Raw genomic sequence first — 21,426 nt, 5'->3', positions numbered from 1 at the left:
AATCCGGCCTCCGGGGCGAAACAGACCCGGCGTCCTGGCCCGAGTCGCTAGCGTGAAGCGGGTGATCGACGACCCCGCCAGAGCCCGCCTGGTCCGCCGTTTCGGAGACTCCGTCACCACCTGGCTCGACGCCCTGCCCGACCTGGTCGCCACCCTCTCCGCCCGCTGGGGCCTCACCGTCGTCGAGTCGATGCCCGGCGGCACCGGTGTCACGTTCCGGTGCACGAACGCGGTGCTCAAGCTGACCCCCGAGCACGACATCGCCGCCCACGAGGCCAAGGCGCTCACCGCGTGGGCCGACACACCCGCGGCGGTGGACCTGCTCGACACCGACCTCGCCCGCGGCGCCCTGCTGCTGGAGCTGCTGCACCCCGGCACCGAGGCCACCGACCCGGCGCGTGTGGTGCCGGTGCTGCACCAGGCCGACCCGAAGGGGTTCCCGCCGCTGCGCGCCCGCGTGGACTTCCTGTTCGAGACGTTGCTGCCGCGCCGCACCGGCACCTACTACGCCACCGAGCACGCCAAGGCCCGCCGGCTCGCCACCGACAACACCCCGGTGGTGCTGCTGCACGGCGACATGCACCCCGGCAACGTCCTGCAGAGCGCGCGCGGGCCGGTGGCGATCGACCCACGGGCGTGCGTGGGTGACCCGGCGGTGGACTGGCTGGACTTCGTGCACGGCGGGTACGACCTGCACGGCGCCGACGTGGACCTCGACCGCGTGCACGAGTGGCTCACCGCCTTCAAACCGTTCTACGGCTAGGGTCTGCGGGTGCGTTCTCACGACTACGGCCGCGATGTCCTGTCCACCCCGAAGCGCAAGAAGGTCCGCGAGGTCGCGGCCGAACCCGGCCTCGTCGTCGAGGACCCCGCCAGCGGCTTCTGCGGCGCGGTCGTGAAGTTCGAGCACGGCAACGTCGTGCTGGAGGACCGCCACGGCCGCCACCGGCTGTTCCCGCTCACGCCCGCCGGGTTCCTCGTCGACGGACAGCCCGTCACGCTCGTGCGGCCCGCCGCCGCGCCGCAGAAGGCGCGCATCAGCGCCTCCGGTTCGGTGAAGGTCGAGGGGCTGCGGGCGCGGACGGCCAAGGCCAGCCGCATCTGGGTCGAGGGCAAGCACGACGCCGAGCTCGTCGAACGCGTCTGGGGCCACGACCTGCGCGTCGAGGGCATCGTCGTGGAACCCCTCGACGGCGTCGACGACCTGCCCGCCCGCATCGCCGAGTTCGGCACCGCGGCGCACCGCCGCCTGGGCGTGCTGGTGGACCACCTCGTCGCCGGGTCGAAGGAGCAGCGCATCGTCGATCAGGTCCGCGACGACAACGTGCTGGTCACCGGCCACCCCTACGTCGACATCTGGCAGGCCGTGAAACCCGCCGCCGTGAAGATCGAGGCGTGGCCGGTGGTGCCCAGGCACATCCCGTGGAAGGAAGGGGTGTGCGCGCAGCTGGGGTGGGGTGAGACCTGGGAGGGCTGGCAGCGGGTGCTCGGCGCGGTCAGCAGCTACCGCGACGTCGAGTCCGACCTGCTCGGCGCCGTGGAGCGGCTCATCGACTTCGTCACCGTTCCCCGGGACTGACCCGCCTGTAGCGGGCGACGAGCACACCCGTGCCGGTGGGTGGTGCTGCCGGTGAGTGCGAACCGGGTCAGCGGCGCCGGCCCTCGGGCCTGCCCGAGCCCTGGACCACACCGTCGAGCGTCGTGAACATCGTGACCGAGATCGACCCCGTCGCCGTGCACCTCGTCTTCCCGCCGGAACCACCGTCACCCCTGATGCGAACGGCGGCCGCCGGTGTCGACGCCGCAGGATGATCGGTTTTGTCACGGTCGGGGGTGCAGCGCGCTGAAGTTCAGCCGGTCGGGCGGCCCGTGGTGTATGTATGGGCGCATGGCCGCGCTGATCTGGCTGATCGTCGGGATCCTGCTCGTCGTCGCCGAGGTTCTCTCCGGTGACTTCGTGCTGGTGATGCTCGGCGCCGCCGCGCTGGCCGCGGCGGGGGTGACCGCGCTGGGTGCTGGTGACCTGGTGAGCGTCCTCGTCTTCGCCGCGTCCTCGGTGGGTCTGATCGCCGGTGCCCGGCCGCTGCTCAAGAGGCGGCTGCAGCTGGGTTCCAGCGTGAGGATGCACCACGAGGCGCTGCTGGGCAGCAAGGCCGTCGCGGTGTCCGAGGTGGACGAGCACGGCGGGCAGGTCAAGATCGGCGGCGACACCTGGAGCGCGCGCACCCTCGACGGGTCCGTGATCGCGGCAGGCGAGGCCGTCACCGTAGTCGAGATCTCGGGAGCGACGGCCGTGGTGATCGCCGCGGTCTGACCGCCGCGCTGCGATCGCGCGACCGGCCGTCGGAGCCCAGAAGGATGTGAACCGAGTTGGACCCGATCACCGGCGTGGTCGCGGCCGTCATCGCCCTGTTCGTGTTGATCGTCGCCGTGAAATCGGTGCTGGTCATCCCGCAGGCGCAGGCCGCCGTCATCGAACGTCTGGGCCGCTACCGCAACACCGCCGCGCCCGGCCTGAACATCATCGTGCCGTTCATCGACAAGGTGCGGGCCCGCATCGACCTGCGCGAGCAGGTCGTGTCGTTCCCGCCGCAGCCGGTGATCACCCAGGACAACCTGACCGTGTCGATCGACACGGTCGTGTACTTCCAGGTCACCGAGCCGCGCAGCGCCGTCTACGAGATCTCCAACTACATCGTCGGTGTCGAGCAGCTCACGATCACGACGCTGCGCAACCTCGTCGGTGGCATGAGCCTGGAGGAGACGCTGACCTCCCGCGACCACATCAACGGTCAGCTGCGCGGGGTGCTCGACGAGGCCACCGGCCGCTGGGGCCTGCGGGTGGCGCGGGTGGAGCTCAAGTCCATCGACCCGCCGCCGTCGATCCAGGACTCGATGGAGAAGCAGATGCGCGCCGACCGCGAGAAGCGCGCCATGATCCTCAACGCCGAAGGCCAGCGCGAGTCGTCCATCAAGACCGCCGAGGGCCAGAAGCAGTCGCAGATCCTCGCCGCCGAGGGCGCCAAGCAGGCCGCGATCCTCACCGCGGAGGCCGAGCGGCAGTCCGCGATCCTGCGCGCGCAGGGTGAACGCGCCGCCCGCTACCTGCAGGCGCAGGGCCAGGCGAAGGCGATCGAGAAGGTCTTCGCCGCCATCAAGGACGGCCGCCCCACCCCGGAGGTGCTGGCCTACCAGTACCTGCAGACGTTGCCGCAGATGGCGCAGGGCGACGCGAACAAGGTGTGGATGATCCCGTCGGACTACGGCAAGGCCCTCGAGGGGTTCGCCCGCATGCTCGGCGCACCCGGTGAGGACGGTGTGTTCCGCTACGAGCCGCCCGCCGACACCGGTGAGCGGCCGAAGCCGGAGCAGGACGACCCGTCGGTCGCCGACTGGTTCGACACCAAGCCCGACCCGAAGGTCGCCGAGGCCGTCGCCGCCGCGGAGGCGGTGGCCCGCAAGGAGGTGCCCAGTCCGCTGAGCGCACCGCCGCGGTCCGTGGGCGGCGCGGCGGCGTTCCCGGAGCTGGAGGCCGAGCAGCCGCGTTCCCTGCACCAGCCCGACGAGCAGGCCTGAGCACCAGGCAGGACAACCACGAACGGCCCGCCCCTGCCACCGGGGGCGGGCCGTTCGCCGTCGTGAGCTGCGGAAACAAGAAAACTTGGAAAATCTGCGCGCCGGGTGTCGATCCTGGTACCGGCCCGTTCGACCTGGGCGTGAAAGGGTCCACACCGGACCCACCCGAACCCCCTGGGGAGATCGTCATGAAGTTCATGCTCATCTGGCGCGTCGAGTCCGACGAGGCGTGGAGCAACCTGGGCGAGATCGACTTCGACCAGATGATCGAGACCGTCGGCCGCTTCAACGAGGAGCTCATCGAGGCCGGTGTGCTGATCGCCGCCGAGGGCCTCGCACCCGCCGAGGAGGGTGTGGTCGTCGACTTCTCCTCCGAGCCGCCGGTGGTCACCGACGGCCCCTACGGGGAGACCAAGGAGCTGTTCAACGGCTTCTACCTGATCCGGGTGGACTCCATCGAGGAGGCCGTCGAGTGGGCCAAGCGCACCCCGATGACCGCCGCCGGGTTCAAGACCGAGATCCGCCGCGTGTCCGAGATCCACGAGTTCCCCCAGGACAACGAGTGGATCAAGAAGGAGCGGGCCTGGCGCGAGTCCACCGGCCAGCTCTGAGCGCAGCCGCCTGATCTATTTTGGGCGCCATGAGCGACCCCACCGGCCGCAAGGCCGTCGCCGCGGTGTGGCGCATCGACTCCGCACGGATCGTCGGTGCGCTCACCCGCTACACCGGTGACTTCGCCCTGGCCGAGGACCTCGCGCAGGAGGCGCTGGCCGAGGCGCTGGTGACGTGGCCGCGCGAGGGCGTGCCGGCCAACCCGGCGGGGTGGTTGCTCACCGTCGGGCGGCGCCGGGCGATCGACGCGTTCCGCCGGCGCAGCACCCGTGACGAGAAGTACGCCGCCCTCGCCCACCACCTGCCCGAGGGCGGCGCGCTGACCGGTGCCACCGAACCCGCCCCGGCCCCCGGCGACGTGCTGTGGGACCCCGACCAGATCGACGACGACACCTTGGCGCTGGTGTTCACCTCGTGCCACCCGGTGCTGTCGCGGGAGGCCGCCGTCGCGATGACGTTGCGCGTGATCGGCGGTCTGAGCAGCGACGAGATCGCGCGGGCGTTCCTGGTGCCGACCGCGACGGTGCAGGCGCGCATCACGCGGGCGAAGAAGACGCTGGGCGCGGCGAACGTGCCGTTCGAGGTGCCGCCCGCCGCCGAGCGCCCGAAGCGCCTCGCGCAGGTGCTCAGCGTGATCTACCTGATCTTCACCGAGGGTTCGTCGGCCAGCTCCGGTGACGAGGTGATGCGCCTGGACCTGGCCGGTGAGGCGCAGCGCATGGCCCGCATCCTGGCGCGGCTGATGCCGGGGGAACCCGAGGTGCACAGCCTGCTGGCGTTGCTGGAGCTCACGGCCGCCCGCTTCCCGGCCCGCCGCGGCCCCGACGGGGAGACGGTGCTGCTGGAGGACCAGGACCGCCGCCGCTGGGACCGCTCGGCCATCACCCGCGGCCGCGCCGCCCTGGCGAAGGCCGCCGACGCGGGCCGCGGCTACGGCTACTACGGGCTGCAGGCCGCCATCGCCGAGTGCCACGCCCTGGCGCCCTCGGTCGAGCAGACCGACTGGAACCGCATCGTCGTCCTGTACGAGGCGCTGGGCCGGCTCGCGCCCTCACCGGTGGTGGACCTCAACCGCGCGGTGGCGGTGTCGATGGCACGGGGGCCGGAGGCGGCGCTGCCGATCGTGGACGCGCTGGCCGGGTCGGAGGCGTTTCGCGACTCCCACCAGCTGCCGGGGGTGCGGGGGGAGCTGCTGCGGCGGTTGGGGCGGGTGGACGAGGCCCGGGCCGAGCTTGAGCGCGCGTTGGTCCTGTGCGGCAACGAGCGTGAGCGGGCGGTGCTGACCCGCAAGCTCGCCGAGCTGTAGGCGGGCGACCACGAGCGGTGAACAGCAGGGTTCCGTTAGGGCGACATCGGTAGCACTCGGTCGAGTGACGAGTGTTTGATGTTGTGATGAACTCGTTGCCCGCCGCCGTGGCTTCCGCGCTCGCCGAGGCCGGTGGTGAGAACGACGCCGACTGGCCGGCGCGCTGGCAGGAGCTCACCGCCGTGTCGGTGGAGCTGCAGTCCTTGCTGCTCACCGATCCCGGGCCGGAGCTGGTGGCGCTGGTCGAGCAGATCGTCACGCAGCTCGCCGACGGGGTCGCGGGCAGCCGAAGACACCGGGTGGAGCTGGCGGAGCTGACCCACCGGGTGCTCGACATCCACGCCCGCGCGTGCGCGGTGAGCACGCCTGACCCGGTGCGGCTCGCCGACTGGCTGCTGGACCTGCAGCTGGAGCACCCGGAGGCGCCCGAGGTCGCGCTGGCGCCGTACGCGGGGGCGCTGGACGACGAGGGGCTGGCGCACTACCGCGAGCGGGCGGTCGCGTTGTTCGAGCCGTTGCCGGTGGTGGGGTTCGGGGAGACCGGCCGCTACGACCGGGCCCGGTGGGCGTTGCTGCGGGTGATGGAGGAGCTGGCCGAGTACACCGACGACGTGGACCTGCAGCTGCTGGTGCTGTCCAAGGACCTGTCCTCGGGGTGGCACTACCTGCAGGTCGCCACGGTGCTGCGCGACGCGGGCCGCGCCGATGAAGCGCTGGAGTGGATCGACCGGGGGTTGCGCGCGACCGGTGGGCGGGGTGCGGCGTTGCGGTTGATCGACCTGGCGGTGGAGGAGCACCTGCGCCGGGCGGCACCGCACCGGGCGGTTGCGGTGTGCCGGGAGGCGTTCCTGGTGCGGCCCAACCTGGAGATCTACCTCAAGGCCCGTGCGCTGGTGGTGCACACCGACGAGTGGGCGCCGTTGCGCGCGGAGCTGGTGGAGCACCTGGTGCGTGACGGTGGCCGGTTGGCGATCGAGGTGTACCGGCGCATCGTCGAGGTCGAGCTGGCGCGGCGCGGGGTGCAGGAGCAGGAGGTGGTCGTGGGGTGGTTGCGGCAGCTGCGCGGTCTGCAGCCGGACGCGTTCGCCGACTACCTGGAGCACATCAAGTCACGGCACGTCGCCGACCGGGAGCTGCTCGACGAGCTGTCGCGCCGCGGCCTCTGACCAGTTCACCTCCGGACAGTCCGCACTCGTGCTGCGTGGTCGAGGCCGGAAGGGGTCCGGTCCGCCCACGGCCGGACGCGTTCGAGCTGGGCGGAGAGCGAGAGCAGGGTGCACTCGTCGTGCTGGCGGCCCACGAGCTGCACCGCGAGCGGCAGTCCCGCGGCGCTGCGGCCAGCGGGGACGCACGCGGCCGGGTTGCCCACGATGTTCCACAACGGCAGGAACGTCGTGTAGCGGGCGGCGGCCAGCAGAGCCGCGACGACAGTGGTGCGGTTCCACTCGCCCACGCGGATCGGCGGCCGGGTCAGCGCCGGGGTCAGCAGCACGTCGACCCGGCCGAAGACGCGGTTCGCGTGCGCCGTGAGCGCCGCGTCCTGGCTGCGTGACCAGCGCACGAGCGTCCGCGGCAGGCGCCGGCCGAGGTCGGCGGCGGCGCGGGTGCGCGGTTCGAGCAGGTCCGGCAGCTCCACCTCGGTGCGGGCGAGGTGGGCGTTGTGCAGGTAGCGCAGCGCGAAGCGGGTGGAGGCCGACAGGTCCTTCATCGGCGGGTCGAGCCGCACGACGTCGTGGCCCAGGTCGGTCAGCAGGGCGGCGGTGTCCTGCACGGCGTCGCGGACCTCGTCGTCGATGCCGATGCCCGGTCCCCACGGCCGCAGCGACACCCCGATGCGCAACCGGCCGGGGTCGGTGCGGGCGGCGTCGGTGAACGTGGTGCGCGGCGGGTGGGCGACGTGCGCGTCACCGGGCACGGGGCCGTGGATCTGATCGGCGACCAGTGCCCAGTCCTCGACCGTGCGGGTGATCGGCCCGGCCACCACGAGCCCGCCCCACGCCTGGGGCTGCGGGGCGAGGGAGACGCGGCCGCGCTGGGGCTTGAGCCCGAACAGTCCGGTCACCGCCGCCGGGATGCGGATGGACCCGGCGCCGTCGGTGCCGATCGCCGCCGCGGCCAGTCCCGCCGCGACCGCGGCCGCCGATCCGCCGCTGGACCCGCCGGGGGAGTGCGTCAGCGACCACGGGTTGCGCGTGGGCCCGGCCCAGCCGCTCTCGGTGTGGGGCCACAGCCCCAGCTCCGGCATCCGGGTGCGGCCGATGACCACCGCGCCGGCGGCGCGCAGCCGGGCCACGACCGCGGAGTCGGCCGGCTGCGGGGTGCGTGCGGCGTTGGTGCCCCCGGTGGTGGGCAGACCGGCGACCGCGAGGTCCTCCTTGACCGCGATCGGCACACCGCGCAGCGGCAGGTCGGCATCGCAGCGGTCGGCGGCGTCGGCTTCGGCCAGCGCCTGCTCGGCGAACACGACCCGGAACGCCCGCAGCACCGGGTCGAGCCGTTCGATGCGCTCCAGGTGCCGCCGCACCAGCTCACGCGAGGTCACCTCGCCCGCTCTGATCGCCGCGGCCTGCCCGGCGACACCGGCGAACACCAGCTCCTCGGTCATGGCCCGACCCTAACGTGATCACCCGGACCGCAGTACCGGTATGAGAGTCCGCGGTCCTCGTCACCGGCTGAGCCGGCCGGGGGAGTCAGGCGGGCTGGCGGCTGCGGTGGTTGGCGACGTTGACGCGGTTGGCGCACCTGGTGGAGCAGAACCGGCGGCGGCCGTTGCGGCTGGTGTCGACGTAGACGGTGTCGCAGCCGTCGCGGTCGCACCAGCCGATGCGCCCGGCGTCCTCGCAGAACAGCGCCGCCATCCCCGCCGCGGTGTAGGCCTTGAGCCGCACGTCGGTCGGCGCGTCCTCGCGTGCGTAGTGCAGGTGCGGCGCGCGGCCGTCGTGGGTGGAGATGTAGTGCGTGGTCGAGGACTGGGCGAGCAGGTCGTTGAGCAGGTCGACGCCCGGTTCGCGGAAGACCTGCCGCAGCCGCTCGACCCAGTTCCGCACGTCACGTTCCTGGCGTGCGTCCAGCGAGCCCAGCGGCCTGTAGTCCGAGGCTTTCAGCACGTCGAGCAGGGGTGTGGCGGGGTCGGCGTTGACCAGGGTCGCGGCGAGCTCAGCGGCCGCCCCGCCGTAAGGGTTGAAATGCACTAGACCATGACACCAGAGTTGGGGGCATGATCGCCACCTGCCCCGCGTGCCACTGGCCCTGCGACTCCGCCCTGTCCCGCCACGGCCCGGTCGCCTACGTGCGGTGCGTGTGCGGCCTGTTCCTGGTGATCGACCGCGGGGTGCTCACCGCGACCGCCGGGACCAGCGCGTTCCGCCCGGTGCCGCGGACCAGCGGTGACCAAGTACCCTCGGGGCGTGAGCCGTCGTGATCTCCTGTGCGACACCGCGATCCAGATCCTCGCGGTGGAGGGCGGCCGGGGACTGACCCACCGCGCGATCGACCGCGAGGCCGGCGTCCCCATCGGCACCACCAAGAACTACTTCCCGACCCGCGAGGCCATCCTCGAGGCCTCCGCCGCGCGCATGACCGCACTGCACCGCGCCGCCGTGGACCGCCTGCGCGAGACCACCCCGGCCGACATCAGCCCCGCCGACGTCGCCGAGCTCTACCCGGCGCTGCTGCGGCGCGCGGTCGCCGAGGACCCGACGCAGATGCTCGCGATGGTGGAGCTGTACCTGGAGGCGGTGCGCCGGCCGGGGGTGCGTGCGGCGTTGTCGGGCATGGTGCTGGCCAACGCCGAGGCCGCCGCCGCTCTGCAGCAGGCCGCGGGGCTGCCCTCGACGGTGCGCGACACGGGCCTGCTCGACGCGTACTTCCTGGGGGTGGCGATCTCGTTGCTGGCGTTGCCGGTGGACACGCTGGAGACCGTGGGCCTGGACGACCCGTACGCGCTGGGCATCGGCGTGTTCTCCGCGACCGTGCCCGACCCGGTCGCGCCCCCGGCGCAGCACCGCGAAGCGGGCAGCTAGCCCAGGGCCGCGAGCAGCGCGGCGTAGGTCTGTTCCACGTCCAGCCCGCCGTTGTCGATGACCGTCGTCCCCGGTGTCAGGTACCGCCGCAGGTCGTCGAACACCCGGTGGATCAGCGCCTGCCCGCCCAGTGCCCTCACCACGGCGTCGATGGGGTCGTCGCGCTGCTCGAACCGGGTGATCGCCGTGGCCCGCGGGGCGAGCAGCACCACCTCCACGTACCGCGCGCCGGCGGAGCTCACCGCGTCGGCGAGGACGTCGCGCTGGTCGCGGCGGGTGATCAGCTGCGGCATCACGACGTCGTGCCCGGTGCGCAGGTGGTGGGCGGCCATGGTGAGCGCGAGCGGGCGGACCAGGTCGACGGTGGCGAAGAAGTCGTCCTGCCAGCCGCCGACCAGGCCCACGATCCGGTCGGCGTCGAGGTTGAGCGTGAGCGGGTGGTCGGCGGCGTAGCGGGCGGCGAGGGTGGACTTGCCCACGCCGGTGGGACCGTTGAGGTGGATCAGCCTGGGCGGCACGCGCTCACCAGTTCGTCGACGGCGGTCGCGACCAGTGCGGTCGCGGTGTCGGGTGAGCGGCCGCAGCTCGACGGGCGCGGGGGCACCGGCCGCTCGGTCACGCTCACCCGCCATTCTCGGCCATCGGCGTGGCGCACGGTCGCGGAGCCGGCGTTCTCGGCCACGACGGTGAGCACGTCGCCCGTCTCGCCGATCCGCTCGCGCACGGCGACCTCGGCGACCTGCCCGCGCGGGGTGAAGCAGGACCGGCCCCGGCAGCGTTCGGCGGAGACGCCCTTGGTGGTGAGCCGTTCGGCCAGGTCGTGGTCCAGGCGGCCGTAGAGGTGGCCGGTGGGCAGCAGCACACCGGTGGGGGCGAAGCGGTGGCCGCCGGTGTGGGTGCACTCCCACAGGTTCAGGGCGGTGGCGATCGGCCGCCCGTACAGCGCGCAGCACACGTCGCGTTTGCTGTTGGTGCACACCAGCAACAACGGGTCGTGCACCGGTGTGCCGAACGCCGTGGAACGCCCAGCGCCCAGCGCGGCGAAGTCCAGCTCCAGCAGCTCCTCGGGCGCGCCGACGTCGGCCTGTTCCAGCCACGACGCACCGGGGGTGGTGGCGGCGAGGTAGACGCGGCGGCGGGCGGGCACACCGGTGTCGGCGTGGCGGCCGGGACGGCGGATCAGCAGGATGCGCACCCCCGTGCCGCTCGCACGGCGGTGCAGCTCGGCACCCAGCTCGCGGTCGAGGTGGCTGTCGAGCAGCGCGTCGCGGCCCCACGGGCCGGGCTGCTCCAGGCACAGCCACGCGGTGGCGGTCGCGGCCGTGCCGGCCAGCGGCTCACCCGCGAGGTCGGCGAGTACGGAGCACCTCATCTGCGCACTCTATACGGCCGATCGGGTGATGGCTAAGGACACCCTTACCTTCATCGTCGGCGGGTACCCGGCATCGACCGGGTGAACACACCACTGGGTTGTGCGACGGCGCCGCCTGCGTGCACGGCCGCCACGAGACCACGACCGCCCCGGTCAACGTCGCGTTCGTCGTGGTGACCCGCGCCGGGCAGCTCTGACCGCGGGCGTGCGGGTCCTAGGGTGACCGGCATGACAACGGTGATCACCGGGGGAAGCCGGGGGATCGGTGCCGCGACCGCGCGCAGGCTGGTGCGCGACGGGCACCGGGTCGTGATCAGCTACCGGCAGGCCGCCGACGAGGCCCGTGCCCTGGAGCAGGAGCTGGGTGTGGTGGCCGTGCGGGCCGACACCGCGGACGAGCACGACGTGGCGCGGCTGTTCGACGCCGCCGGCGAGGTCACGGGCGTGGTGAACAACGCGGGCATCACCTCCCCGGTGGGGACGCTGGCCGAGCTGCGCACCGAGGACCTGCGCCGCGTCGTGGACGTCAACGTCGTCGGCGCGTTCTTCGTGGCCCGCGAGGCGGCCCGGCGGATGAGCGCGGGCGCGATCGTGAACGTGTCCTCCGGTGCCGCGACGCTGGGCAGCCCCGGCGAGTACGTGCACTACGCCGCCACGAAGGCCGCGGTCGACGCGCTGACCGTCGGCCTGGCCACGGAGCTGGCGCCGCGCGGGATCAGGGTGAACTGCGTGCAGCCGGGCACCGTCCGCACCGACATCCACCGGCTCTCCGGTGTGCCGGACCGGGCCGACCGGGTGGCGCCGCGGGTGCCGCTGGGACGCGCGGGGGAAGCCGAGGAGATCGCGAACGCCATCGCCTGGCTGCTGTCGGCGGAAGCCTCCTACACCACCGGGGCGGTTCTGCGGGTGACCGGCGGGATGTGACGGGCGGGCGCACCTAGACTGCTGGGTCATGCCCGCTCCGACCCTGGCGGAGTTCGTGCTCGCGAACACGACTCCGACGCCGGTGCCGCTCGTGCCCGAGATCGTGCTGCACAGCGCGTGCGAGGCCATGGAGCTGTGGGAGCGCACGCACCACGACCAGCCGCCGTTCTGGGCGTTCCCGTGGGCCGGTGGGCAGGCGTTGGCCCGGCACGTGCTCGACCACCCCGAGCTGGTCGCGGGCCGCACGGTGTTCGACCTCGCGTCCGGTTCGGGGCTGGTGGCGATCGCCGCCGCGCTGGCGGGAGCGCGGGAGGTCGTCGCGAACGACATCGACCCGTTGTCGCTGGCGGCGGTGCGGCTCAACGCCGAGGCCAACGGGGTGCGCATCACGACCCTGGCCGCCGACCAGCTCGCCGGGGACGCCGCGGGCGCCGGCGTGGTGCTCGCCGGGGACGTGTTCTACGACGCGCGGATCACCGCGCTGGTGCTGCCGTTCCTGCACCGGGCGGCGGCACGGGGCGCGGTGGTGCTGCTGGGCGACCCGGACCGGGCGCACCTGCCGCGCGAGCGGTTCACGCAGCGGGCGCGCTACGAGGTGCCGGTGCCGTTGACGCTGGAGAGCACCGAGACCCGCAGCGCGACCGTGTGGACCGCCTAGTTGGTCACCAGGCAGAAGGGGTGACCGGCGGGGTCGGCGTAGACGCGGAACCCCGTCTTGGACCGCGAGCCCTTGAGCTTGGTCGCCCCGAGTTCGAGCACGAGCGGTTCGGACTCGTTGAGGTTGCTCACCATGACGTCGAGGTGCACCTGTTGCGGGTGCTCCTGGCCGGGCCACTGCGGCGGCTCGTAGTCGTCGACGCGCTGGAACGACACCCGCATCCCACTGGGAGCCTCCAGGGTGGTCCACCACCCGTCGGAGTCGGTGACCTTCCCGCCGATCAGCTCGCGGTAGAACTCCGCGAGCTCGTCCGGTTCGGGGCAGTCCAGCACCACGTCGTAGAGCTCACCGATCGCCACGACTCTCCTCGTCAGCCGCACCTCGCGCCACCTGCTGGCGGCGCGAGCGACCTTAACGCCCACCCGCCGGGCACCCCGCGTCAGCCCAAACGTTCCACCACGAACGCCGTGAGGAACCCCGCCGTGGTGCACAGCCCGGTGTAGAGGCGGGCCCGTTCGAAGGCCTCGGGGATCATGGTGTCGGCGATCATCGCCAGGATCGCACCGGCGGCCGTGGCGGTGATGACGGCGATCACCTGCGGGGAGGCGCCGTCGAGCAGCACGTTGCCCAGCGCCGCCGAGATGCCGCTGGCCACGGCGATCACACCCCACACGCCGAAGACGTAGCCCGCTCCGCGCCCCGCCTGCTTCATGCCCGCGACGCTGGACAGGCCCTCCGGGACGTTGGAGATCACCACGGCCACCAGCATCGCGACCCCGATGCCCCCGCCGTCGAGCAGCGACACACCGAGCACCACCGACTCCGGCACCCCGTCGAGCAGGGCGCCGACCGCGATCGCCGTGCCGCTGCCGGCCTGGTCGGACTCCGAGGGCTGGTTCGCGGCCCGTTTGCGGTGCCGTGCCCCGTGGCGGGCCAGCACCACGTTCGCCAGCACGTAGGCCAGCGCGCCCCCGGCGAACCCGGCCGAGGTGGCCAGCAGGCCACCGGTCTGCTCGGCCTCGTCCACCAGCTCGAACGACGCCGCCGCGATGAGCACGCCCGCGCCGAAGGCCATCACCACCGCGACCACGTCGCGCGGCACGCGCACGAACCAGGCGACGACCGCGCCCGCGACGAGCGCGCCGCCACCTGCCAGACCCCACAGTCCCGCTTCGATCCACTGCGTCACCGAGGCGGGGTGCCCTGCAACTTCGCGAAGAACACCTTCAGGTCCTCGGCCAGCAGATCGGGTGCCTCGTGCCCGGAGCAGTGCCCGCCGCGGCCGAACTCCGACCAGTGCACCAGGTTGTGGTGGTCGCGTTCGGCGAAGCGGCGGATCGACTGGAAGTCGTCGGGGAAGACCGCCACGCCCAGCGGGAACGTCGTCGGCTCGCCCGGGGTGTCCTCGCGGTGGGCGTCCTCGTAGTACAGCCGCGCCGAGGACCCGGCGGTGCGGGTGAACCAGTGGATCGACACGTTCGCCAGCAGGAAGTCCCTGCTCACCGCCGGCTCACCCATCAGCTGCAGGATCCAGGCGAGCTGACCGGCGGGGGAGTCGGCCAGGGCGAACGCCACGTTCTGCGGCCGCGACTGCTGCAGCTTCGCGTACCCCGACATGGTGTCGTAGAAGTTCTGCAGCACCCCCAGGCGCCGGTGCTCGTCCTGCGTCAGCCCCTCCACCTCGGCCGGGTCGCCCGAGGGGAACGAGAAGACCTGCGTGACGTGCACCCCGGCCACGTGCTCGCCGTCCACCCGGCCCAGCTCCGGCCCGATGATCGCCCCGGCGTCGTTGCCGTGCACCCCGTAGCGGGTGTGGCCCAGCCGGCTCATCAGCTCCGCGTAGGCCCGTGCGACCCGCCCGGAGTGCCAGCCGGTCGCGGTCGTGGGACCGGAGAACCCGACACCGGGCGTCGAGGGGATCACCAGGTGGAAGTCGTCGCGCAGGTGCTCGATGACGTCCACGAACTCCAGGACCGTGCCCGGCCAGCCGTGGATCATCAGCAGCGGCAGCGCGTCCGGATTCGTGCTGCGCACGTGCAGGAAGTGCACACCGGTGCCGTCGATCTCGGTGACGAACTGCGGGAAGGAGTTGAGCCGCGCCTCGACCGCCCGCCAGTCGAACTCCTCGGCCCAGTACCGCGCCAGCTCCCGCACGGTCTCGACCTCGTCGCCGTAGCGCGCCCCCGCACCGGGCACCTGGTCGGTCCACCGCGTGCGCGCCAGGCGCAGCGCCAGCTCGTCGAGCTCTGCCGCGCCGACCGCGACCCGGAACTCCCTGATCTCCGTCGTGTCACCCATCCTCCGCGGCATTGTGGCCAGCTCCTGTCCTAAAGTTCCGGGTCATGTTGGAAACCTCCGCACGCTTGCTGCGCCTGCTCGCCCTGCTGCAGTCCCGCCGCGACTGGCAGGGCTCGGAGCTCGCCGACGAGCTGCGGATCAGCCCCCGCACCGTCCGCCGCGACGTCGACCGGCTGCGCGAGCTCGGCTACCCGGTCAACGCCACCACCGGTAGCTTCGGCGGCTACCGCCTCGGCGCCGGCGCCGAGCTGCCCCCGCTGCTGCTCGACGACAACGAGGCCGTCGCCGTCGCCGTGGCCCTGCGCACCACGCCGGTCACGGGCCTGGAGGAGGTGTCGCTGCGCGCCCTGCTCAAGCTCGAACAGGTCCTGCCCTCCCGGCTGCGCCACCGCGTCTCCGCGCTCGAAGGCGTCGAGTCCGTCCCCCGCGACAGCCCCGCACCGGCGCTGGACCCCGAGCTGCTCACCACCCTCGCCGCCGCCTGCCGCGACAGCGACACCCTCCGCTTCGACTACACCTCCCACGACGGCACCCCCACCCGCCGCCGCGCCGAACCCCACCGCCTCGTCAACTGGGGCCGCCGCTGGTACCTCGTCGCCTGGGACGCCGACAAGCAGGACTGGCGCAGCTTCCGCGTCGACCGCATCAGCCGCCCCGTACCACCGCACGGGCCCCGCTTCACCCCGCGCGAGCTCGACGCCACCACCTACGTCGCCTCCCGGGTGACCTCCGCGGCCTGGCGCTACGAGGCCCGCGTCCTCGTCCACGCCCCCGCGACCGAGGTCCTCACCCGGATCAGCCCCGCCATCGGCAGCGTCGAGGCCGTCGACGAGCACACCTGCGTCCTGGTGACCGGCTCGGACTCCGTCGAGACCCTCGCCGTCTGGATCAGCATGCTCGGCTTCGACTTCGAGGTCACCTCACCGCCCGACCTGGTTGCACACGTTCGCACCCTTGCGGCCCGCTACGCCCGCGCCGTACAAGACTGACCATGGCCATCACGGGTAGGGACATCGAGCACCTGCTCTACACCGACACCCCCGACCCGGTCCTGGTCCTGCACGACGGGGCCACCGAGATCGTCGCCGCGGCCGAGCTCGGCGCCTGCCCGGGAGCGGTGGTGGTGTGCTCGCGCGCCGAGGTGCTGCGCCGGGTGGGGGAGAGGGACCTCAGCGAACAGGACCTGGCGGGACTGGCCGCCGCCCTGTCCGACGCGGTCGCGGACCCCACCCGCGCACGGCCGCTGTGGCCCCTGTGAGCACCCGGCCTACCGCCTGCGGCGCAACCTGACCGGGTCACCGGGCGCGGGCGCCTCGTCCTGCCGCTGGGCCTCGGCCTGGACCTCGACGTTCGTCCGGTGTGCAACCGGGTCCCAGATCTCCTCGAACGGCGCCATGAGCGAATGCCCGCTGCCGCTGCGCCGGGCCCGATGGGCGTACCAGGCGAAACCCGCCAGGAAGAGGGGCAGGCTCAGCAACGCGGCCACGGACGCCAGGAGCTCCACTCACCCGACGGTACAGTAACGTCGCGTATCCAGAAACACCGTGTTACCGAATGGACGGCGATGACCCGCCTCACCCGAGCCGAGCAGCAGCGGCTCACCCACGACCACCTGCTCACCGCCGGCCGCCAGGTCTTCCTGCGCCGCGGTTTCCTCGCCGCCACCGTCGAGGAGATCGCCGCCGACGCCGGCTACACCCGCGGCGCCGTCTACAAGCACTTCGGCGGCAAGGAAGGCCTCTGGCTCGCCCTCGTCGACACCGACGCCGACGCCCACCTGCAGACCCTGCGCACCGCCCTGAGCGCGGCCACCACCCGCGACGAGCTGATCGCCGCACTCACACCCGCCACCACGACCGGCGACCAGGCCGCGCGGTGGAGCGCGGCCGCCGCGGAGGTGCTCGCCGCGACCGCCCAGAACCCCGGCACCGCGGCCCAGGTCGCCGCCGTCCAGCAACGCCACGACGACGCCGTCACCGCACTGCTGCGCGAACACTCCCGCCGCCTCGGCCTGCACCCCGCCCTGCCCCTGGAGCAGGCCGTCGTCCTGCTCGGCGCACTGGGCATCGGCCTCGCCCTGCGCCAGACCGTCGCCCCGGCCGTCGACCCCGCCGCGATCCTCGGCCACGTGCTCGACACCCTGTTCCGGTGACTCAGCCGGAGAACAACACCAGCAGACCGATCCCGACCAGCACCACCGGCAACGCGATGTGACCCCACCTGGCCAGCGCGCGGGCGACCACCTGCCGGGAGGCCAGGAACCAGCCCGCCAGGCACCACACGCCCACGAGCGCCAGGAACACCACGACGTAGAGCCACAGCGCGTCGGTCACCGTGAAGACCGGGACGTAGACGCCGATGTTGTCGCCACCGTTGGCCAGCGTCACACCCGCGACGGCCAGGACGCCCGGAGCCGCGCCGGGATCGCCGTCGTCGTCCCCGCGCCACAGCGACCAGGCCGCCTTCAAGCCCAGCGCCAGGGGTATCAGGCCGAGCCAGGGGCGGAACTGCTCGGGCAGCAGGGAAGCGCCGAGCGCACCCAGCACGGCCACCACGAGGATGCCCGCGAAACCCAGGTACTGACCGGCCACGATCTGCCAGGCGGAGCGGGCGCGGGCGAAGAACAGGGCCAGGAGCACCAGGTCGTCGACGTTGGTGACGGCGAACATGCCCGCGGCCTGGGCGATCACAGCGAGGTCCACGAGCGGGGATTCTCGCGCACGCGACAAACGGATAGCTCATCCGGATGTGCTAGCGTCCCGAAACGGATCATCTATCCACACAGGAGACGCCATGCCACCCAAAGCAGTCATCACCGCCGCAACCGCCGGCATCGGACTCGAAACCGCAAAAGAACTCGCACGACGCGGATTCGCCGTCACCGTCATCGGACGCGACCCACAACGAGGACACCAAGCAACCGCACAGATCGGGGGAGAAGCCCGATTCCTCCGCACCGACCTCGCCTCACTGCACCAAGTACGCGCACTCGCCCGCAAACTCACCGACGAAGGACCACTCGACGTCCTCATCAACAACGTCGGCGCCATGTTCCCCCGACACCAGCACATCGACGGCCTCGAAGCCACCTTCCTCGTCAACCACCTCTCGCCCTACCTGCTCACCGAACTGCTCCTGCCCGTCATCACCGGCCGCATCGTCAACGTCACCTCAGCAGCCGTCATCGCCGCCAAGAAGAACTTCGACCACACCGAACCACCCGGCGGCTACTACGCCTTCCACTGGTACGGCCGCGCCAAACTCGCCAACCTCGCCTACACCCTCGACCTCAGCACCCGCACCAACGGCATCACCGTGATCGCCGCCGACCCCGGCGGAGCAGCCACCGACATGACCAACGGCACCATGAACGACCCGAACATCGTCTCCCCGCCACTGCGCCTGCTCTGGCCACTGGTCAAACGCACCTTCGCCCGCTCCACCGCCCGACCCGCCACCCACGCCGCACAACCCTCCATCACCGCCGCCACCGACCCCGCACTCACCGGCCGAACACAACTCCTCATTGGGCCGAACGGGACACCCACCACCCCCCACCGCACCGCACTGCAACCCCACGTGATCGCCGCCATCCGCCGCCTCAGTGAACAGCACGCGCCACTCGAGCCCAGCTGACCCAATACGGATGGGCTATCCAATTACCCTGGACACATGACGCCGCTGCGCAAGGACGCCGCCCGCAACTTCGACCGCATCGTGGCCGTCGCACGCGAACTCGTCGACCAAGGCACCCCACTGCAGCTCAACGACGTCGCCCGCCGCGCAGGCCTCGGCGTCGGCACCGTCTACCGCCACTTCGCCACCACCGAAGCCCTCCTCGAAACCATCGCCACCCCCTGCCTCGAAACCCTCACCGCACACGGCCACCACGCCCTCACCGCCGACAACCCCTGGCACGCCCTGCGCACCTTCCTCGAACGCACCGTCGAAGCCCAGGTCACCGACCCCGCCACGGTCAAAGTCGTCGCCTCCACCACCGACGCCCTCCCGCACACCACCGAGCTCAAACACCAACTCCAAGCACTCGGCAAAGCCCTCTTCGCCCGCGCCCGCGACGCCGGCCACGTCCGCACCACCGTCCACGACGGCGACATCGTCCCCCTCATGTGCGGCATCGCCTACGCCGTCCACCTCCACGGCCACCCCACCCACGACCGCGTCACCACAGCCCACCGCTACCTCGACACCCTCCTCGAAGGCCTCCACGCCTCCTGACCCGCACACCTACCGCGGGGGACCGGCCACCACGAACTCCCGCAACCCCGCCACATCCCGCGCACCACCATCAGTCAGCACCCACGTCACCCCCGCCTCCTCATACGCACCCACATCCGACAACCCCGGACCCCAGATCACCAGATCACCCCCGACCGGCCCACCCGACGCCACGAACTCCGCCTTGATCCGCGCCGCATCAGCGGGGGAGACCACCGCCAACCCCGACCCACCGAACACCGCCGGCACCACCCCGTCCGCCAACGCCGCCGCACGGAACGGCACCTCCCGAGGCCACACCCCACCCACCCAGATCGGCACCTCCACCGGCGCGAACCGCACACCCTCCGCACGGAACAACGCACCCCGGTGATCCACCACCTCACCCGACAACAACGCCCGCACCAACCCCACGCCCTCCGACATCGCCTCCGCCCGCGACACCACCTCACCGAAGGGGGAGAAGTCCTGCGGCGTCCCCGCACCCACCCCCAGCACCAACCGCCCACCCGACAACCGCTGCACCGTCGACGCCTCCAGCGCCACCTTCCACGGCCGCCGCCGCCCCAACGACGTCACCACCGGCCCCAACCGGATCGACGACGTCCGCGCCGCCACCGCACCCAGCACCACCCACACGTCCGCCACCACCGGCTCGTCCGGCACCACCACGTGGTCCCACAGGAAGAACCCGTCCCACCCCGCCTCCTCGGCGGCCACCGCCAGCGACACGAGCTCAGCCGGGTCACCCAGCTCCGGACCGAAACACGGCACGTACATCGCGAATCGCATGCACCGAGTGTGGCAAGCACCCCTGACAAGATCATCTGACCAGGGGAGCTAACGCCACGGTGACGAAAGCAGGCGAGCGTCGGCGAGCGGCCGCAGCGCGGTCACCGAAGCGCCACCTTCACCAAGCGGCAACAGCGACGCGCGTCCCGACGCAGAACGGCGAACCGACACGCGAACCGAGCGTCGGCGCCCGGCGAACGCGCAACGCGGCGCAAGGCGGGCGCGCCAACCCCAGAGGAGGACTCCAGCTGCGCCGGATCCGCATTACTTGACATAATGTAGATTATCGGCGAAACGGCGACCTGCGGAGATCGTCCAGAAGGACCCGAATCCCAGGCCGTCGCGCCGGACCGTCCTCAGGTGCGTCTGCGGGTGTCGCCCACGGGCAGGTCGGCGGACACCCCTGCAGACGCCTGAACCTCGAACCTCGGCGATGCCGGAGCGCGGTCGGCATCGACTGGTTGTGGAAGAGACGCGCGAACCGGTGAATCGTGACGCGGGCTCCCCGAGGAACTCCGGCGCCACCGACCGTGCCACCGCCCGCCGCCGGAGTCCGGCGAAACGGACATTTGATGCATAATCGCCATTATCCAGCACAGAACGCGGAATTGTCGGTGCTGTGCGGTACAAGATCCATATGCACGTGCTCGCCGCGCAGGACGCCTTCTTCCTCGCCCGCCGGACCCGCAAGGACTCGCCGCACACCACCGCGGCCTACCAGCGGGATCTCGCCGGCGTGACCGCACTCCTGGCCGAGACCCTCTCCTCCCCCGTCGAGGACCTCGTCGTGCAGGACCTCACGGGCGCCAACCTGCGTCACGCTTTCGGGTTGTTCGCGGACACGCACGCCAAGAGCTCCGTGCTGCGGGCCTGGTCGACGTGGAACCAGTTCCTCACGTTCTGCGTGGCCGAGGACCTGATCGCGGGCAACCCGATGGGTGCGGTGGCGCGGCCGAAGACCCCTCCCCTGGTGCCCAAGCCGTTGCGGGGTGAGGACACGCCCGAGCAGTTGCTGACGGCGGCCGCGGAGGGGGCGCGCAAGGGGCGTGACCCGTGGCCGGAGCGGGACGTGCTGGTGATCGCGCTGGGGTTGGTGGCGGGGTTGCGCAGTGCGGAGATGCGGACGTTGACGCTGGCGAGCGTCGTGGGGCGGGAGGGTGATCGGCGGTTGCACGTGAAGGGCAAGGGGAACCGGGACCGGTCGGTGCCGATCGAGCCGCCGATGGAGCGGATCGTGGAGGCGTACCTGGCGAGTTGCCGGCGGCGGTTTCCGCAGGGGCGGTTCGACCGGGACAGTGCGTTGTTGCGGGATCGGCATGGTGAGCCGATCGGGCGGGGTGGGTTGGAGTACCTGGTGAAGTCGTGTTTCCGGTGGGCGGGGTTGCACGACCGGGTGCCGACGGGGGCGAACCTGCACGCGTTGCGGCACACGTTCGCGACGCGGTTGGCGGAGGACGGGGCGTCGGCGAGCGAGATCATGGCGTTGCTGGGGCATGCGAGTTTGGCGACGAGTCAGAACTACATCGAGGCGACGGCGCGGGAGCGGCGTGCGGCGGTGGCGAGCAATAGGACGTATCGGGCGTTGCGGGACATGTAGTGGGGTTCGACCGGTGTGCGGGAGCCTCGGTGG

The 21,426-nt window shown here is 72.0% G+C and carries 27 protein-coding genes; 17 read left to right on the top strand and 10 right to left on the bottom strand.

Translation table 11 applies throughout. From position 1 onward, the window contains the following. Nucleotides 1-61 precede the first annotated feature (61 nt). The 7 genes from ACZ7CD_RS08910 to ACZ7CD_RS08880 all read left to right on the top strand — a co-directional run bounded on the left by ACZ7CD_RS08910 (nt 62) and on the right by ACZ7CD_RS08880 (nt 6,660). Nucleotides 62-763, top strand: a complete 702-nt coding sequence (locus ACZ7CD_RS08910) for an aminoglycoside phosphotransferase family protein (protein WP_470378672.1) — start codon at nt 62-64, stop codon at nt 761-763. A 9-nt stretch (nt 764-772) separates the two neighbouring features. Then, a complete protein-coding gene (locus tag ACZ7CD_RS08905) occupies nt 773-1,579 on the top strand; it encodes a DUF3097 domain-containing protein (protein ID WP_470378671.1) in 807 nt (268 codons plus the stop codon). A gap of 309 nt (nt 1,580-1,888) precedes the next feature. Next, nucleotides 1,889-2,314, top strand: a complete 426-nt coding sequence (locus tag ACZ7CD_RS08900; RefSeq protein ID WP_360394452.1) for an NfeD family protein — start codon at nt 1,889-1,891, stop codon at nt 2,312-2,314. Nucleotides 2,315-2,379: 65 nt separating this feature from the next. Continuing rightward, nucleotides 2,380-3,576 (top strand): SPFH domain-containing protein, encoded by a 1,197-nt coding sequence (locus ACZ7CD_RS08895; protein ID WP_458434399.1) that lies wholly within the window; start codon nt 2,380-2,382, stop codon nt 3,574-3,576. Between the two features lie 188 nt (nt 3,577-3,764). Continuing rightward, nucleotides 3,765-4,187, top strand: a complete 423-nt coding sequence (locus ACZ7CD_RS08890) for a YciI family protein (RefSeq protein WP_360394457.1) — start codon at nt 3,765-3,767, stop codon at nt 4,185-4,187. Between the two features lie 29 nt (nt 4,188-4,216). Next, the gene (locus tag ACZ7CD_RS08885; RefSeq protein ID WP_470378670.1) at nt 4,217-5,494 is read left to right on the top strand and encodes an RNA polymerase sigma factor; all 1,278 of its coding nucleotides are present in this window, start codon (nt 4,217-4,219) and stop codon (nt 5,492-5,494) included. A gap of 86 nt (nt 5,495-5,580) precedes the next feature. Beyond that, a complete protein-coding gene (locus ACZ7CD_RS08880; RefSeq protein WP_470378669.1) occupies nt 5,581-6,660 on the top strand; it encodes a hypothetical protein in 1,080 nt (359 codons plus the stop codon). Nucleotides 6,661-6,665: 5 nt separating this feature from the next. Here the strand turns inward: ACZ7CD_RS08880 and ACZ7CD_RS08875 are convergent, their stop codons facing one another. Continuing rightward, the gene (locus ACZ7CD_RS08875) at nt 6,666-8,099 is read right to left on the bottom strand and encodes an amidase (protein WP_470378668.1); all 1,434 of its coding nucleotides are present in this window, start codon (nt 8,097-8,099) and stop codon (nt 6,666-6,668) included. A gap of 85 nt (nt 8,100-8,184) precedes the next feature. Next, the gene (locus ACZ7CD_RS08870; RefSeq protein ID WP_470378667.1) at nt 8,185-8,685 is read right to left on the bottom strand and encodes a CGNR zinc finger domain-containing protein; all 501 of its coding nucleotides are present in this window, start codon (nt 8,683-8,685) and stop codon (nt 8,185-8,187) included. A gap of 26 nt (nt 8,686-8,711) precedes the next feature. Between ACZ7CD_RS08870 and ACZ7CD_RS08865 the strand changes: the two genes are divergently transcribed. Both ACZ7CD_RS08865 and ACZ7CD_RS08860 read left to right on the top strand, forming a co-directional pair. Then, the gene (locus ACZ7CD_RS08865) at nt 8,712-8,915 is read left to right on the top strand and encodes a hypothetical protein (protein ID WP_360394470.1); all 204 of its coding nucleotides are present in this window, start codon (nt 8,712-8,714) and stop codon (nt 8,913-8,915) included. Further along, the gene (locus ACZ7CD_RS08860; RefSeq protein WP_470373916.1) at nt 8,902-9,516 is read left to right on the top strand and encodes a TetR/AcrR family transcriptional regulator; all 615 of its coding nucleotides are present in this window, start codon (nt 8,902-8,904) and stop codon (nt 9,514-9,516) included. Before ACZ7CD_RS08865 ends, ACZ7CD_RS08860 begins: the two co-directional genes overlap by 14 nt. On the opposite strand, the gene ACZ7CD_RS08855 is transcribed toward ACZ7CD_RS08860, so the two are convergent. Together ACZ7CD_RS08855 and ACZ7CD_RS08850 are read right to left on the bottom strand one after the other, a co-directional pair. Further along, the gene (locus tag ACZ7CD_RS08855) at nt 9,513-10,034 is read right to left on the bottom strand and encodes an AAA family ATPase (RefSeq protein WP_470378666.1); all 522 of its coding nucleotides are present in this window, start codon (nt 10,032-10,034) and stop codon (nt 9,513-9,515) included. The two genes, ACZ7CD_RS08860 and ACZ7CD_RS08855, sit on opposite strands and share 4 nt — an antisense overlap. Then, nucleotides 10,019-10,888 carry a sucrase ferredoxin gene (locus ACZ7CD_RS08850; RefSeq protein ID WP_470378665.1) on the bottom strand — a complete coding sequence of 290 codons (870 nt, stop codon included), beginning with the start codon at nt 10,886-10,888 and terminating at the stop codon, nt 10,019-10,021. The genes ACZ7CD_RS08855 and ACZ7CD_RS08850 overlap by 16 nt, the downstream gene beginning before the upstream one ends. 228 nt (nt 10,889-11,116) lie before the next feature. Here ACZ7CD_RS08850 and ACZ7CD_RS08845 point away from each other — a divergent pair, with 228 nt between their 5' ends. Both ACZ7CD_RS08845 and ACZ7CD_RS08840 read left to right on the top strand, forming a co-directional pair. Further along, entirely contained in the window at nt 11,117-11,812 is a 696-nt protein-coding gene (locus ACZ7CD_RS08845) for an SDR family NAD(P)-dependent oxidoreductase (RefSeq protein ID WP_470378664.1), read from the top strand. A 28-nt stretch (nt 11,813-11,840) separates the two neighbouring features. Further along, a complete protein-coding gene (locus ACZ7CD_RS08840; RefSeq protein ID WP_470378663.1) occupies nt 11,841-12,470 on the top strand; it encodes a class I SAM-dependent methyltransferase in 630 nt (209 codons plus the stop codon). On the opposite strand, the gene ACZ7CD_RS08835 is transcribed toward ACZ7CD_RS08840, so the two are convergent. The 3 genes from ACZ7CD_RS08835 to ACZ7CD_RS08825 form a co-directional block, all read right to left on the bottom strand. Further along, complete coding sequence (locus ACZ7CD_RS08835; RefSeq protein ID WP_360394854.1) at nt 12,467-12,829, bottom strand: VOC family protein; 363 nt, start codon at nt 12,827-12,829, stop codon at nt 12,467-12,469. The two genes, ACZ7CD_RS08840 and ACZ7CD_RS08835, sit on opposite strands and share 4 nt — an antisense overlap. A gap of 80 nt (nt 12,830-12,909) precedes the next feature. Then, entirely contained in the window at nt 12,910-13,659 is a 750-nt protein-coding gene (locus tag ACZ7CD_RS08830) for a ZIP family metal transporter (protein WP_458432244.1), read from the bottom strand. Further along, a complete protein-coding gene (locus ACZ7CD_RS08825; RefSeq protein ID WP_470378662.1) occupies nt 13,656-14,768 on the bottom strand; it encodes an epoxide hydrolase family protein in 1,113 nt (370 codons plus the stop codon). Before ACZ7CD_RS08825 ends, ACZ7CD_RS08830 begins: the two co-directional genes overlap by 4 nt. A gap of 44 nt (nt 14,769-14,812) precedes the next feature. Between ACZ7CD_RS08825 and ACZ7CD_RS08820 the strand changes: the two genes are divergently transcribed. Then, the gene (locus tag ACZ7CD_RS08820; RefSeq protein ID WP_360394493.1) at nt 14,813-15,757 is read left to right on the top strand and encodes a helix-turn-helix transcriptional regulator; all 945 of its coding nucleotides are present in this window, start codon (nt 14,813-14,815) and stop codon (nt 15,755-15,757) included. Between the two features lie 2 nt (nt 15,758-15,759). Next, the gene (locus tag ACZ7CD_RS08815; protein ID WP_360394496.1) at nt 15,760-16,026 is read left to right on the top strand and encodes a hypothetical protein; all 267 of its coding nucleotides are present in this window, start codon (nt 15,760-15,762) and stop codon (nt 16,024-16,026) included. Nucleotides 16,027-16,035: 9 nt separating this feature from the next. Here ACZ7CD_RS08815 and ACZ7CD_RS08810 read toward each other — a convergent pair whose 3' ends face one another. Next, nucleotides 16,036-16,272, bottom strand: a complete 237-nt coding sequence (locus ACZ7CD_RS08810) for a hypothetical protein (RefSeq protein ID WP_360394499.1) — start codon at nt 16,270-16,272, stop codon at nt 16,036-16,038. A 60-nt stretch (nt 16,273-16,332) separates the two neighbouring features. On the opposite strand from ACZ7CD_RS08810, the gene ACZ7CD_RS08805 reads away from it, so the two are divergent. Continuing rightward, complete coding sequence (locus ACZ7CD_RS08805) at nt 16,333-16,920, top strand: TetR/AcrR family transcriptional regulator (protein WP_470378661.1); 588 nt, start codon at nt 16,333-16,335, stop codon at nt 16,918-16,920. Between the two features lies 1 nt (nt 16,921). Here the strand turns inward: ACZ7CD_RS08805 and ACZ7CD_RS08800 are convergent, their stop codons facing one another. After that, entirely contained in the window at nt 16,922-17,470 is a 549-nt protein-coding gene (locus tag ACZ7CD_RS08800; protein WP_458432248.1) for a cadmium resistance transporter, read from the bottom strand. Between the two features lie 91 nt (nt 17,471-17,561). Between ACZ7CD_RS08800 and ACZ7CD_RS08795 the strand changes: the two genes are divergently transcribed. Together ACZ7CD_RS08795 and ACZ7CD_RS08790 are read left to right on the top strand one after the other, a co-directional pair. Then, nucleotides 17,562-18,404, top strand: coding sequence for an SDR family NAD(P)-dependent oxidoreductase (locus ACZ7CD_RS08795; RefSeq protein ID WP_470369269.1), 843 nt, complete (start codon nt 17,562-17,564; stop codon nt 18,402-18,404). 36 nt (nt 18,405-18,440) lie between these two features. Beyond that, nucleotides 18,441-19,004, top strand: coding sequence for a TetR/AcrR family transcriptional regulator (locus ACZ7CD_RS08790; RefSeq protein ID WP_470369268.1), 564 nt, complete (start codon nt 18,441-18,443; stop codon nt 19,002-19,004). Nucleotides 19,005-19,013: 9 nt separating this feature from the next. Here ACZ7CD_RS08790 and ACZ7CD_RS08785 read toward each other — a convergent pair whose 3' ends face one another. Beyond that, a complete protein-coding gene (locus ACZ7CD_RS08785) occupies nt 19,014-19,796 on the bottom strand; it encodes an LLM class flavin-dependent oxidoreductase (protein WP_360394512.1) in 783 nt (260 codons plus the stop codon). Nucleotides 19,797-20,415: 619 nt separating this feature from the next. Here ACZ7CD_RS08785 and ACZ7CD_RS08780 point away from each other — a divergent pair. Further along, entirely contained in the window at nt 20,416-21,393 is a 978-nt protein-coding gene (locus tag ACZ7CD_RS08780; RefSeq protein ID WP_360394514.1) for a tyrosine-type recombinase/integrase, read from the top strand. Nucleotides 21,394-21,426 lie beyond the last annotated feature (33 nt).

This window comes from Lentzea sp. NPDC036949, from assembly GCF_055608075.1.
The sequence above is the reverse complement of the archived record's forward strand: the minus strand, read 5'-3'. Positions and strand labels throughout refer to the sequence as shown.

Bases quoted from the DNA above. Each gene is read 5' to 3' on its own strand.
- ACZ7CD_RS08890 (WP_360394457.1), top strand. From the start codon at position 3,765: ATGAAGTTCATGCTCATCTGGCGCGTCGAGTCCGACGAGGCGTGGAGC.
- ACZ7CD_RS08785 (WP_360394512.1), bottom strand. From the start codon at position 19,796: ATGCGATTCGCGATGTACGTGCCGTGTTTCGGTCCGGAGCTGGGTGAC.
- ACZ7CD_RS08865 (WP_360394470.1), top strand. From the start codon at position 8,712: ATGATCGCCACCTGCCCCGCGTGCCACTGGCCCTGCGACTCCGCCCTG.
- ACZ7CD_RS08815 (WP_360394496.1), top strand. From the start codon at position 15,760: ATGGCCATCACGGGTAGGGACATCGAGCACCTGCTCTACACCGACACC.
- ACZ7CD_RS08825 (WP_470378662.1), bottom strand. From the start codon at position 14,768: ATGGGTGACACGACGGAGATCAGGGAGTTCCGGGTCGCGGTCGGCGCG.
- ACZ7CD_RS08795 (WP_470369269.1), top strand. From the start codon at position 17,562: ATGCCACCCAAAGCAGTCATCACCGCCGCAACCGCCGGCATCGGACTC.
- ACZ7CD_RS08820 (WP_360394493.1), top strand. From the start codon at position 14,813: ATGTTGGAAACCTCCGCACGCTTGCTGCGCCTGCTCGCCCTGCTGCAG.
- ACZ7CD_RS08885 (WP_470378670.1), top strand. From the start codon at position 4,217: ATGAGCGACCCCACCGGCCGCAAGGCCGTCGCCGCGGTGTGGCGCATC.
- ACZ7CD_RS08790 (WP_470369268.1), top strand. From the start codon at position 18,441: ATGACGCCGCTGCGCAAGGACGCCGCCCGCAACTTCGACCGCATCGTG.
- ACZ7CD_RS08850 (WP_470378665.1), bottom strand. From the start codon at position 10,888: ATGAGGTGCTCCGTACTCGCCGACCTCGCGGGTGAGCCGCTGGCCGGC.
- ACZ7CD_RS08880 (WP_470378669.1), top strand. From the start codon at position 5,581: ATGAACTCGTTGCCCGCCGCCGTGGCTTCCGCGCTCGCCGAGGCCGGT.
- ACZ7CD_RS08805 (WP_470378661.1), top strand. From the start codon at position 16,333: ATGACCCGCCTCACCCGAGCCGAGCAGCAGCGGCTCACCCACGACCAC.
- ACZ7CD_RS08900 (WP_360394452.1), top strand. From the start codon at position 1,889: ATGGCCGCGCTGATCTGGCTGATCGTCGGGATCCTGCTCGTCGTCGCC.
- ACZ7CD_RS08845 (WP_470378664.1), top strand. From the start codon at position 11,117: ATGACAACGGTGATCACCGGGGGAAGCCGGGGGATCGGTGCCGCGACC.
- ACZ7CD_RS08840 (WP_470378663.1), top strand. From the start codon at position 11,841: ATGCCCGCTCCGACCCTGGCGGAGTTCGTGCTCGCGAACACGACTCCG.
- ACZ7CD_RS08875 (WP_470378668.1), bottom strand. From the start codon at position 8,099: ATGACCGAGGAGCTGGTGTTCGCCGGTGTCGCCGGGCAGGCCGCGGCG.